This window comes from Streptomyces sp. NPDC005799 (assembly GCF_040630525.1).
GTDB lineage: Bacteria > Actinomycetota > Actinomycetes > Streptomycetales > Streptomycetaceae > Streptomyces > Streptomyces griseorubiginosus_B.
This window is the reverse complement of sequence record NZ_JBEXXQ010000012.1, coordinates 54,885-66,839: the sequence shown is the minus strand read 5'-3', so window position 1 is coordinate 66,839 and position 11,955 is coordinate 54,885. Positions and strand designations below refer to the sequence as shown.

At 71.6% G+C, this 11,955-nt stretch carries 9 protein-coding genes; 1 reads left to right on the top strand and 8 read right to left on the bottom strand.

What is annotated here, in order from left to right:
* Positions 1 to 6: 6 nt before the first annotated feature.
* Complete coding sequence (locus tag ABZ453_RS14105) at positions 7 to 939, bottom strand: transporter substrate-binding domain-containing protein (RefSeq protein WP_359014891.1); 933 nt, start codon at positions 937 to 939, stop codon at positions 7 to 9.
* Between the two features lie 202 nt (positions 940 to 1,141).
* Here ABZ453_RS14105 and ABZ453_RS14100 point away from each other — a divergent pair, with 202 nt between their 5' ends.
* Positions 1,142 to 2,329, top strand: coding sequence for a sugar diacid recognition domain-containing protein (locus tag ABZ453_RS14100; protein WP_359014889.1), 1,188 nt, complete (start codon positions 1,142 to 1,144; stop codon positions 2,327 to 2,329).
* A 96-nt stretch (positions 2,330 to 2,425) separates the two neighbouring features.
* On the opposite strand, the gene ABZ453_RS14095 is transcribed toward ABZ453_RS14100, so the two are convergent.
* The 7 genes from ABZ453_RS14095 to ABZ453_RS14065 form a co-directional block, all read right to left on the bottom strand.
* Entirely contained in the window at positions 2,426 to 3,091 is a 666-nt protein-coding gene (locus ABZ453_RS14095; RefSeq protein WP_359014887.1) for a dihydrofolate reductase family protein, read from the bottom strand.
* Positions 3,091 to 3,612 (bottom strand): SRPBCC family protein, encoded by a 522-nt coding sequence (locus ABZ453_RS14090; protein ID WP_359014885.1) that lies wholly within the window; start codon positions 3,610 to 3,612, stop codon positions 3,091 to 3,093. Before ABZ453_RS14090 ends, ABZ453_RS14095 begins: the two co-directional genes overlap by 1 nt.
* Positions 3,596 to 3,958, bottom strand: coding sequence for a metalloregulator ArsR/SmtB family transcription factor (locus tag ABZ453_RS14085; RefSeq protein ID WP_359014883.1), 363 nt, complete (start codon positions 3,956 to 3,958; stop codon positions 3,596 to 3,598). The genes ABZ453_RS14090 and ABZ453_RS14085 overlap by 17 nt, the downstream gene beginning before the upstream one ends.
* A 71-nt stretch (positions 3,959 to 4,029) precedes the next feature.
* Positions 4,030 to 4,626, bottom strand: a complete 597-nt coding sequence (locus ABZ453_RS14080; RefSeq protein WP_359014881.1) for a TetR/AcrR family transcriptional regulator — start codon at positions 4,624 to 4,626, stop codon at positions 4,030 to 4,032.
* 15 nt (positions 4,627 to 4,641) lie between these two features.
* Entirely contained in the window at positions 4,642 to 6,705 is a 2,064-nt protein-coding gene (locus ABZ453_RS14075) for a discoidin domain-containing protein (protein ID WP_359014879.1), read from the bottom strand.
* 226 nt (positions 6,706 to 6,931) lie between these two features.
* Positions 6,932 to 7,786, bottom strand: coding sequence for an NlpC/P60 family protein (locus ABZ453_RS14070; protein WP_359014877.1), 855 nt, complete (start codon positions 7,784 to 7,786; stop codon positions 6,932 to 6,934).
* 154 nt (positions 7,787 to 7,940) lie between these two features.
* The gene (locus ABZ453_RS14065) at positions 7,941 to 11,804 is read right to left on the bottom strand and encodes a helix-turn-helix domain-containing protein (RefSeq protein WP_359014875.1); all 3,864 of its coding nucleotides are present in this window, start codon (positions 11,802 to 11,804) and stop codon (positions 7,941 to 7,943) included.
* Positions 11,805 to 11,955 lie beyond the last annotated feature (151 nt).

Here is an 11,955-nt window from a genome sequence, read left to right as displayed (position 1 = left end):
ATCGCCTCACTTGCTGATGGACGGCGGCGTCCAGTTCGCGGGCCGGTCCACGCCACGGCGTGCGGTGGCGACATCGGCGGCGGGCTTGAGGAACTGCTCGGGGTCACCGCCGTACTTCCGCACGAGCTTGGCCATCTCCCCGTCGGTGTACATGGCGTCGATCTGCGCGGAGATCGCCTTCTCCAGCTTCCCCGCCTGCTGGGGGAGGTAGAAGCCGGTCTGGTAGGGCTGGAAGTACTGGTAGGCGGGCTTGGCCTTGACCTCGGCGGCGGTCGGCGGGGTCAGGTACTCGGTGCTGATCTTCAGGTCGGGGCGCTGCTTCTGCGCCGCGATGATGAGCAGCGGGTCGAGGAAGCCGACGTCGATGCGGCCGGCGCCGAGGTCGTCGAAGACACCGTTGGCGTCCGGGTAGGCGTGCAGCTTGGCGCCGGGCACGGACTGGATGGACTTGACCCAGACGTAGCCCTCGACCGTGCCCAGGTTCAGGCCCTTGAGGTCGTCGACCGTCTTGTACGTCCTGCCGTCGCGCACCGCCATCGCCGGGGGCGAGTAGTAGGGCGGGTCGGTGAACAGACCCTGTTTCTGCCGCTCGGCGGACCAGGCGACACCGCCGACGGTGATGTCCACCCGGCGGGACTGCACCCCGGCCAGCATCCCGGCGAAGTCGGTGACCTGCGGCTTGATCCGCAGACCGAGCTTCTTGGCGACGGCCGTGAGGATGTCGCCGTCCAGGCCGACGATCTTGCCGCCCCGGACCGTGGTGTACGGGGCGTAGGGCTCGACGGCGACCTTGATGACCCCGGGCGTGAGGGTGCCGAGGGCGGCGGTCTTCGCCGAGACGTTCTTGGGGTCGTCGCCACCGCCGGAGCCGCACGCGGCCACCGTGGAGAGCAACGCCCCGGTCAGGAGGGCGGATATGAGGGAACGCGCACGGATCATCGGCTCGGGCCTTCCGTCTGGGCGCTGAAGGGACCCGCCGTTCACCGCGCTGTGCCCTCGGCGGGGTTCTGATTGGGGCCATACGCTAGGGATCGCGCAGGCACGCGTCATCGGTCACTCCGTACGAGGTTGTGGCCGAAATCGCCCCCTCCCCTGTACGGTGCGGCCAAAGCGGAACCGGCCCGTCGGCGGGAGGAACACCGTGCTGAGCCCGTCACTCGCCCAGGAGATCGCCGCGGACACCTCCGCCGTGATCGGCTTCAATGTGCTGATCACCGACTCGGACGGCATGGTCATCGGCAGCGGTGACACCAGCCGGGTGGGCACCTTCCACGAGGCGTCCGTCGAGGTCGTACGCACCCAGGAACCCACCACCCACAGCGCCGCCGAGGCCCAGCGGCTGCGCGGGGTGCGGCCCGGCTGCACCCTGCCCCTGGTCGCCGGTGGGCGGGCGGTGGGCACGGTCGGTATCACCGGGACCCCTGCCCAGGTGCGCCGCTTCGGTCTGCTGGTCAAGCGCCAGACGGAGATCCTGTTGCGCGAGTCGGTGATGCTCCGCTCCCGTCTGCTGGCCGAGCGGGCCGCGGAGAAGCTGCTGGCCGACATCGCCTCGTACGACCCGCAAGTCGTCGAGGGCGAGTTCCTGATGTTCCGCGCCGCCGAACTCGGCTTCGACCTGCGCCTGCCGCGGGTCGCGGTGGCCGTCGAGGTGGGCGTGCCCAGCACGACGGCCCGCCGGCACCGCACGCCGACCCAGGACATGGCGCTGATCCGCTCGGAACTGCTGCGCACGGTCCGCGAGGTCTTCGCCGACCCGCAGGACGTCGTGGCCTCCACGACTCCCGGATGGATCGGCGTGCTGCACCGGCTCACCGACCACAACCCGGCGGACCTGCTCGCCGCCTGCCGCCGGGTCACCGATGTGATCGCCGCCCAGGACGGGCTGACCGCCCGCGCCGGCATCGGCGAGCCCGCGGCCTCCGTCGGCGGACTGCACGACTCCTACCAGGACGCCTGTGACGCGCTGCGCCTGGGTTCCCGGCTCGCGGACGGCTCCCGGGTCCACGCCATCGGCGACCTGCGCGTCCACCAGCTCCTGGCTGCCGTCGGCCAGCCCGCGCGCGGACGTCTGCTCGACCTGACCACGGCCGAACTGCGCGCCCAGTCGGACTGGCCGGCGCTGCGGGACACCATCACCGCGTGGTGCGAGAGCGGCTTCAACCTCGTACGGGCCTCGGCGGCCCTGCACATCCACCGCAACACGGTCGTCTACCGCATGAACAAGATCGAGCAGATCACCGGCCGCCCGCTGCGGGAGCACCGCACCACCATGGCCCTGTATCTGGCCTGTCTCGCGGACCGGTTGGCGGGCGGCGAGGAGGCCCGCTGACGGAGCCTTCTCCCTGACGCGTCAACGGGTGGAGACGCTCACCGCTCCGCGGGTCTGCTTGGGGGTGCCGCCCTGCCTTCGCCGTGGGGATGCCGGCTACCGCTTCTCGACGGTGTACGTCAGGTGGGTCACCCGGGACGAGGCGTCCGTACGGGTCTGCCGCAGGGCCAGATGGTCGGGGTCGACGTGGTCGAACAGACGGATGCCGGTGCCGAACAGGACGGGGGCCAGCGTGATCGAGAACTCGTCGATCAGTCCGCTGTTCAGGTACTGCTGGATCGTCTCGGCGCCCCCCGCGATGCGCACGTCCCGGTCTCCGGCGGCCTCGCGGGCCTGGCGCAGGGCGCTGTCGATGCCGTCGTCGACGAAGTGGAAGGTCGTACCGCCCGGCCGCTCCCAAGGGTCACGCCCGCTGTGGGTGACGACGAACACCGGCGTGTGGAACGGCGCCTCCTCCGGCCATGCCAGCTCGCCGCCGTCGAACATGCGCTTGCCCATGACGCTCGCACCGGTGCGCTCGTACGTCGCCCGGGCGATGTCGTTGTCGACGCCCTCCTCGCCGCCCTCGCCGAGCTTCAGGTTCTCCCTGAACCACCGCTGCGGGAACAGCCACGCCTGCAGCTCCGACCACTTCGCCATCCAGCGCCGGGTCCTCGGGTCGTTCTGGCCTTCGGGCGAGAACACGTACTGGACGGGCACCGCCTCGGGCGCCATGAAGCCGTCCAGTGACATCGTCACACTGAAGAACACCTTCCCGGCCATCAGTCCTCCGCTCCCTTCGGTGCCGTTCCGTTCCCGGTGAGTTCGGCGACGTAGGCCGCCAGGTTGCTCAGCGTCTGCTCGCCGCCCTCGATCGCGTGGTACTTCTCCACCGCTTCGTCGCGCAGTTCCCTGGTCGGGAACACCGTGCGCATCACGATCCGGGTCCGCTCACCGGCCGGTGCGAAGGTCAGGACCGACTCGAAGGCGTTCGGGTCGTCGCGGGACTCGCCGTGCAGCAGTGCGATCCGCTCCGGCGCGGCGATCTCCCGCCAGGTGATCCACTCCTGGTAGTCGGTTCCGTCCGGCCCGTGCATCACGAAGTCCCAGACTCCGCCGACGCGGAACTCGAAGGTCCGCGTGGTGGTGGTGAAGCCCTCCGGTCCCCACCATCGCGACAGGTGCCGGACCATGGTGAACGCCTTGAACACCAGCTCCCGGGGTGCGTCGATCACCCTGGAGATCACGATCTCGCGGTCCGCGGTCGCGGGCGCGGGCTCGCCGCCGCTACTGGTCGTCGTCATCGTGGGGTTCCTCCTGCCGTGCCTGCTTCAACTCCTGCACGTACTCGTCCAGCCGGTCGAAGCTCTCGTTCCAGAACCGCTCGAATCCGCCCAGCCACTCATGGACCGGCCGCAGCCCGCGGGCGTCCAGCCCGTACAGCCGCTGCTTGCCCATCCCGCGGACCCGCACGAGCCCGACCTCCCGCAGGACCCGCAGGTGCTTGGACGCCTGCGGCTGGGTCATGCCCAGGTCCCGCGCGAGGTCGGTCACGGGCCGCTCGCCACCCCGCAGCAGCACCAGGATCTCCCGCCGCTGCGGTTCGGCGATCGCGTTGAACGCGTCCGAGGTCGTCGCCGCTCGTGCCATGAGGCCATCATATGCCTATATCGGCATGCGTCAAGGCGGCGACCGCCGCACCGTGCCCCCGCACGGTGTCCCTAGTGGGCTCGCACCAGTCCCGCGACATGGGTGACCACCGTGTCGAGGATGTCCGCCCAGGCCGACTCGTCGCCGAGGACCAGATAGTTGAGGGTCAGGCCGTCGGTCATGGCGGCGAGGTAGCGGGCCAGGGCGGTGGCGGGGACGCGGAGCCGGAGGTCCCTGCCCTGGCTCAGGCGCTGGATCAGGTCGGTGTAGGCGATGCCGTACAGCTCGTACTGGCGGCGGGCCAGGTGCTCGAACCCCGGCTCGCGCAGCGCGTACTGGGTGAGTTCGTAGGTGAGCATGTGCTCGTCGGGGTGGGCGCGGACGTGATCCCAGTACGCCTGGAAGCCGGCCCGGACGGTGTCCGCGAGGGTGGCCCGGGGACGCAGTGCCCGCGTCACCACGCTCACCGAGTGGTCGGTGAGCGTGGTGATGACGGACTCCACCAGGGCCTGCTTGGAGTCGAAGCAGTAGTGGAAGACGCTGAGCGACACGCCGGCCTCGGCGGCGATGGACCGGGTCGTCGTCTTCGCGACTCCGTCCCGGGCCATCGCCCTGATCGCCGCCTCCGTCAGCTGCCGGCGCCGCTCGGCCGACGGCATCCGTGCCATGCGTGAACTCCCGCCTCAGGCGCTGTGAACACCGACCTCGTAGAGCGAGTATCCCCAGTCGGTGCCCCGCTGGAGGCCCTGGACGCGAACATAGCGGGCCGGTGTCCCGGCGAACACGGCCGTGTCGAGTCCCCCGTCACCGGAGGAAGTGGACCACACCGTCTGCCAGTTGGTGCCGTCGGTGGAGAGGTCGATGCGGTACGCCTTGCCGTAGGCCCGCTCCCAGTCGAGCGTGACCCGCCCCACCCGGTGGGTGGAACCCAGGTCGATGCGCAGCCACTGGTCGTCGCTCCAGTCGCTGGCCCAGCGGGTGTCGCGGGTGCCGTCCAGGGCCCGGCCCGGGGCGTAGCTGGTGAAGGGGTTCCACTCCGCCGAACTGGCCGTCGCGGAGGCTCCGTCGGCGAGATTGACCGAGGCCTGGTGCCGCTCCGTCGCACCCCAGGTGTCGAGATAGGACTCGGCGCCCCGGAAGAGGTCGCTCACGACGTCCTGGCCGCCGACCTTGCGGATGTCCTCGATCCAGTCGGGGATCAGACCGGCGTGGGCGCCGCCGTCGGTGTTGATGTCCCAGGTGCGTTCGCCGGTGACCTGCCGGTCGATGACGGAGCCTCCGTCGGTGCTCCTGAAGGGGTACGTCACCTTGTTCGGGGCGTCGGCGCCGCGAGGTGCGGGATGTGAGCCGACGCCGTTGAAGTCGGTGCCGTAGCCGTACCCGACCCCGTACTTGTCGCGCAGCGCCTTGGTGCGGGCGGCCTCCGCGACGAAGTCCTGCGATCCGTGCATGTACTGGGCCGCGAAACCCCCGAGCTTGTAGACGCGTTCGGTCCAGTTCAGGTCCATCCAGCTGTGCGAGGAGAGCACTCCGGGGTAGGAGTCGGCCTCGAAGATGTCGAGCGCGCGGCCGACGGCCTTGACGCTCATGTGGTCGATCTCCAGCATCATCTTGCGTTTCATCATGCCGCGCACGGCGTACTCGCCGAGGTCGGTGAGCCCGCGGGTGTTGCACTGGGCGTCACCGCTGTACGACGGGACGCTCACGCCGGCCGGGAGGTCCTCCTCGGCGGCCGAGGGGGAGGCACCGTTGATGGGGTTGTCGTGCTGCGGGCCGGTGCACTTCTCCGTCTTCCAGAAGGTGCCGGTCGACAGGAACTGCCCGACGTTGATGGCCGTTCCGAGCCCGCCCTCGTCGAAGCGGACGCCGCACAGCGCGTTGTCGAACTTGTGGCACAGGAACATCGAGCGCACGCCCAGCGAGTACAGCTCGTCGAGCCCCTTGTCGATGTCGGCCCTGCTGCACTGCGGGATGTCCAGGATCTGCTTGCAGCCGAAGGGTTCCGAGGTCTCGACCCCCAGGACGACCGCCAGCTTCCCCTGTTCGACGACCTGCCGGGCCTGCGCGCTGTCGGTGACGATCCGGAACCATCCCTTGCCCGGGCCGCCGTACATCTCGTCGACGTACGCCTGGAGTTCGTAGGTCAGCTTCGCCTGGAGCCGGATCGAGGTCATCTCGTCGCAGCTGCGGTCCTTGAAGAAGTACACCGAGCAGATCACCCCGTTGGTCACGAGGTCGTTGACGAGGACCCGCTGGCCGCCGCGCCAGGCCCGCTCGACCCAGGCGTAGTAGTTGGCCTGATGGGTCATCGAGTCGTAGGCGGGCCAGTCCTTGAAGGTGGGCCAGCCGACCGGGTCGTGCCGGCCGTCGCCGCCGTGGGTGATGTAGTCGAAGACCGCGAGCGTGCCGTCGGGGTAGTGCTCGGGGCAGTCCTTGAGGGCGTCGGCGACGCCCGCCTCGGAGAAGACCTTGCCGCAGATCAGCCGTCCGCCGAAGGCCTCGTTGGAGAAGAGGTGGTCGTGCGCGTCGATGAACCCCCGTACCTCGCCTGCCGAGTTGGTGCCCGTGAAGGGCTCGCCGGTGACGTTGATCCCGGAGTCCGGCGTCGGGCGGGCGGTGGGGATCCACCACTCGTCGCCGGCCGCCGAACTCGGCGTCGGCCCGAGCGCCATGGTCAGCACCAGCAGGAGCAGCGACACCAGGGTGACGTTCCTGCGGCGGCGGTACGTGCGTGGAGTCGACGTCACTGTCCACGTCCCTCGGTCGGCGGGATGAGCGCGGTTGACGAACCGTTGGGCTTGTCATGACCGGCACAAGATATGCGACGAGGATCGCGACGGCCGCGTTCCGAGTCAAGGGTCCGGGACGCTTGACCTGATAGCGGGTGACGTGCGACCGGCGGAGGCACGCGCGGCCGGGCTCCCCCGTCCGCCGGCACATTGCGGCGAGTGAGGGAGCCCGGTGCGGGAGGTCTCAGGGGCAGGTGGGCACGCCGTCCAGCCAGGCCGGGCCCTTGATGTAGATGTTTGTCATCCACGCCTTGTAGTCGGGCAGGTAGGCCCAGGCGTCGTTGGTGTAACCGTCGGAGGTGACGACTTCCGCGTGCTTCTGGCACTCGACGCGGATGGTGGTGGAGTCCGGGAAGGCGTACACACGGTCCGCGCTGACGGAGGGCGCCGTCTTCGTCCAGACGCCGGTGCCCCAGGTCTGGAAGACATGCCCGGTGACCGCCCCGGTGTTGACGCGGACCGCCCCGAAGTAGTCGCCGCCCAGGCGGACGTCACTGACCATCAGATGCGTGCCGGACTGCTTCGCCTCGACCATCTTGCCCGCGCCGAGGTAGATCGCGATGTGGTGCAGATCCGCCGAGGTCCCGTAGGCCAGCAGATCGCCGGGGAGCAGCGGGGCGATGCCCTGGGCGGCGGTGAAGCGGGCGGCGGCGCGGACCGTGTAGTACTGCTGGCTGGCGTCGCCGTTCAGGATGTCGGAGCCGGCGGCCTGCGCGTAGGCGTACCGGACCAGGCCCGAGCAGTCGAAGCCGAGCCGCTCGGGGTCGTGTTGGCTGGCCGGGTCGGTGGGGTCGACCTGACCGTAGGTGGCGCCGGGCTGGGCACCGTGGCCGCCGCCCCAGGTGTACCAGGTGCCCGCGTCGACCTGGGCGCAGGCCGCGGCGATCGCGCGCTCGGCGGCCGCTGAGCCGCCGGGCGCGAGGACCCCGCAGCCGCTCGCCGCCGGGGCGGCGGACGTCGCGGCTACGGCCGCGGGTGCCCAGAGAAGAAGGGCCGTCAGCCCGATGAGTGTTGTGATGATTCCGGTCCGCCGGAGCATGCCGGGACCCCCGTTTTCTGTGATGCGTGGATGGTCGTGCCTCAGCCTGCCGACCGGGTCCCGGCCGGTCGAGCACCCGGCGTCACCCCCCTGCGACGGGCAACGGGAAACCCTTGGGAAACCCCGTTTCACCAGCGGAGTTCGGCCAGGCGCCTCAAGCCCGCGCGCACGCGGGAGTGGGGGACAGGGGCAGTCCCGGCATCAGCGCCTTGCGCTCCTGCGGACCCATCGCCCTGCGCAGTCGGCAGATCCGGGCGAGCTGCGCGCCGAGGTCGAGATCCCACAGGCGTACGGTCCCGTCGTTGCTGCTGCTGGCCACGGTCCGCCCGTCCGGGCCGAACGCGACGCCCCACACCGCGTTGGTGTGTCCGGTGAGCGTGGCCCAGGGCCGCCGTCCCGGCACGTCCCAGAGCCGTACCGTCCGGTCGCTGCCGCTGCTCGCGAGGAGTCGGCCGTCCGGTGAGAAGGCGATGCCGCGCACCGATCCGGTGTGGCCGGTCAGGGATGCCTCCGGGCGGCGGTGGCGGACGTCCCACAGCCGGACCGTCCCGTCGTTGCCGCCGCTCGCAAGGGTCGAGCCGTCGGGACTGAAGGTCACGCCCCGTACGGCGCCGGTGTGGCCGGTCAGGGTGGCGAGCAGCCTGCCGGTGGCCGTTTCCCACAGCCGGACCGTCAGATCGTCGCTCGCGCTGGCCAGGGTGCGGCCGTCCGGACTGAACGCGACATCGTTGGCGTAGTCCGTGTGACCGGTCAGGACGGCGAGTTGACGGTGGGTCGCGACGTCCCACAGGCGGACCGTGCGGTCGGCGCCCGCGGAGGCGAGGGTGCGGCCGTCCGGTGCGAAGGCCACCGAGAACACATCGCCGGTGTGGCCGGTGAGGGTCGCGAGCGCACGGTGCGACGGGATGTCCCACAGCCGGACCGTGCCGTCCGAGCCCGCGGAGGCGAGGGTGCGGCCGTCCGGCGCGAACGCCACCGAGAACACGCTCTCGCGGTGCCCCGTGAACGTCGTCACGATGCGGTGCCGTGCCACGTCCCACAGGCGAAGGGTGTGGTCCGCGTCGGCGGTGGCGAGAAGTTTCCCGTCCGGGCTGTACGCGGCCTGCGAGACCTCGGTGAACGGACGCGCCGTCAGCACCGGGCCGCGCAGGTCCCACAGCACCACGGACTGGTCGAACCCTCCGGTGGCCAGCGTCGTGCCGGTCTCGTTCACGGCGACGGACATCACGTAGTCGGTGTGGCCCGCGAGGATCGCCGCCGGACGGCCGCTGCGGACGTCCCACAGACGGGTCGTGCCGTCGCCGCCGGCGCTGACGACCGTGGTGCCGTCCGGGGTGTAGGCGACCGCGTTGACGTCGTCGCTGTGCCCGGTGAGCGTCGCCGTGGCCCGGTGCCCGGCCACGTCCCACAGGCGTACGGTCCGGTCGACGCCCCCGGAGGCCACGCTGCGCCCGTCGGGGGCGAACGCCACCCCGAGCACTTCGTCGGTGTGCCCCCTGAGCACGGCCGTCGGGCGGGCCCGGTCGGTGTCCCACAGCCGTACGGTGCGGTCGGCGCCGCCCGAGGCCAGGGTCCGCCCGTCCGGGGCGTAGGCGAGCGTGTTGACCCGGCCGGTGTGCCCGACGAGGCGCACCTCTGCGGGGTGTCCGGCGCCCGTGTTCCACAGCTGGACCGTTCCGTCGTCGGCGGCGACGGCGAGGGTATGGCCGCGGGGGTCGAAGGCGAGCGCGTGGGCTCCCTGGGTGGCCGCGGGCAGCAGGGTCCGCAGCCGGCGGTCGGCGGTGCCCCAGATCCGCACCGGGCCGTTGGTGGAGGTCGCGGCGAGCGTGCGCCCGTCCGGGCTGAAGGCGACGGAACGCACCCGTCCGGGAACGGTCAGGGTGGCGGTGGTCCGGTGGTCGCTTGTCCGGCGCAGTTGGACGGTGCCGTACGCGCCCGCCGTCGCCAGCAGCCGGCCGTCGGGGGCGAAGGCGACCGCGTTGACGGGCCCGTGGTGTCCGACGAGACGGGCGGAGAACGCCTGCGCCTGGGTGCTCAGCAGGGCCCCGCGCGCCTCGGGAGTGGGGTCGGCGCGGTAGGCCTCCTCGGCGAGCAGCATGGAGGCCTCGGGCTGGCCACCGGCCAGGGAGGTGGACTGCACGGCGAGGGCCTGGGAGCGGGCGACACGCTCCTGGGCGAGGGCGGCCGAGCGCTGCTGGTAGGCGAGGCCGCCGGCGGTCACGGCAAGGCCGAGCAGGACGGCGAGGACGACGAACAGGGCCTGCCGCAACCGTGTCTGACGCCTCGCCAGGACGTGGCGGGCGTCCTCCTCCGCCTGGCTGGCCAGCACGAAGGCTTCTTCGCTCGGGCCGAGACGGCTGCGGCCGTCGAGTTCGTCGGCCCAGGAGCGGACGGTGTCGAGGCGGGTGCCGCGGTAGAGGGCGGACGGGTCGCGCTCCTCGCGCTCCCATTCCGCGGCGGCGTGGGCGAGTTGCTGGTGGATGAGGAGACCGGCCCGGTCGGCGTGGATCCAGTCGCGCAGCCGGGGCCAGGCGTGGAGCAGGGCCTCGTGGGTGATCTCGACGGTGTCCCGGTCCACGGTGACCAACCGGGCCCGGACGAACGCGTCGAGGGCGGTGGAGGCGGCGTCCGCGTCGCCGAGTTGTTCCATGAGGGCGCCGCGGCCGGTGCGGCGCCGGGTCGCGACGGTCCCGTCGTCGGACACGTGGACGAGACGGGACAGGACGCGCCGGATGGACTTCTGCTCGGCCGGGTAGAGCTGGGCGAACACGGTCTCGGCGGTGCGGGCGATGGCGCCCTGGATGCCGCCGGTGCGCTCGTAGCCGGCCACGGTGAGGGTGGTGCCCTCGCGCTGCTGCCAGGTGGCGAGGAGGGCGTGCGAGATGAGGGGCAGCGCGCCGGACGGGGTGTCGTCGGGGGCGGTGGTACGGCTCGCGCCGGCCCCTTCGTCGCGCAGGCCCGCGTCGCGCAGGAGGAGGGGGACCAGGCCGGGTTCCAGGGTGACGCCGGCGAGTTCGGCGGGGCGGGTGATGGACTGCCGCAGTTCCGCGACGGACATCGGGGGAAGGACGAACAGTCCGTCGCTGAACAGGGGCGCGAGTCCGGGGAGTTCGAGGCAGCGTCCGGAGAAGTCGGCGCGGACGCCGAGCACGACGACCGCCGGGTCCGGGCTGGTGGACAGCGCGTGCAGGACCCGTACGAAGGTCCGTCTCTCGTCCTCGTCGCAGCAGAGGGTGAACAGCTCCTCGAACTGGTCGACGAGCAGCACCGGCCGCACCGGTGGCGGGCGGCGGCCGTCCGGGCCCGGCGGGGCGCCCTCCGAGCGGGCGCGGACGACGTCCAGCAGGGTTTCGGGGCGCTCGGCCAACTCGGTCGGGGTGAGTTCGAGATCGCTGCCGAGGACCTTCGCGGTTCGTTCGAGGAGTTCGTCGAGCGGATGGGCGGTGGGCGTGAGGGCGACCACGGGCCAGCGGTCGGCGCCGGGCATGGGGAAGCCGCCGGGGCGTCGCAGTGCCGGGACGAGACCGGCGTTCAACAGGGAGGACTTGCCGGCACCGGACGGGGCGACCAGCAACAGCGGCCCGGCGCCGACGCGTTGGAAGACCCGCTCGACCAGGGCGGCCGTGGCCCGTTCCCGGCCGAAGAACCAGGCCGCTTCCTGCGGGGTGAACGCCGCCAGGCCGCGGTAGGGGCAGGCGGGCGCGCCGGAGTCGGCGGCCGGCACGCCACCGCGCTCGGCCGGGGCGGTGTCCCGCACCAGCCGGAGCAACTCGCCCCCGGCGCCCAGGATGTGGTCACACTGACGGGCGACATCGACGGTCGCCCGCTTGACGCCGGTCTCGATCTTGCTGAGATAGCCCTTGCTGTAGTGCGTCCGGCGTGCGAGGTCGGCCAGCGACATCCCGCGCTCCCGGCGCAGCCGTCTCAGCTGCGCCGGAAAGGACGGCGTGGCCTGTGCGGGGCTTTCCGGCTGGTCGGTCCGGTCGACGCCCGCGTGTGCGTGTTCCTGCTCCCCCAAGGCGTCCCCCCTGGCACTGGCCTGCCCGGATCGTGAGACGGCGGATGCCCAGGTTACTGCGGGGGTCGGACAGGGAGCCAAGCCTTTCACCCGGAGTGGCGAGAACGGGACCGCCGGGACCGGTGTGGGGCCGGTCCCGGCGGTCGCTCCC

Bases quoted from the DNA above. Each gene is read 5' to 3' on its own strand.
- ABZ453_RS14085 (WP_359014883.1), bottom strand. From the start codon at position 3,958: ATGGCACGAGCGGCGACGACCTCGGACGCGTTCAACGCGATCGCCGAA.
- ABZ453_RS14105 (WP_359014891.1), bottom strand. From the start codon at position 939: ATGATCCGTGCGCGTTCCCTCATATCCGCCCTCCTGACCGGGGCGTTG.
- ABZ453_RS14090 (WP_359014885.1), bottom strand. From the start codon at position 3,612: ATGACGACGACCAGTAGCGGCGGCGAGCCCGCGCCCGCGACCGCGGAC.
- ABZ453_RS14070 (WP_359014877.1), bottom strand. From the start codon at position 7,786: ATGCTCCGGCGGACCGGAATCATCACAACACTCATCGGGCTGACGGCC.
- ABZ453_RS14080 (WP_359014881.1), bottom strand. From the start codon at position 4,626: ATGGCACGGATGCCGTCGGCCGAGCGGCGCCGGCAGCTGACGGAGGCG.
- ABZ453_RS14095 (WP_359014887.1), bottom strand. From the start codon at position 3,091: ATGGCCGGGAAGGTGTTCTTCAGTGTGACGATGTCACTGGACGGCTTC.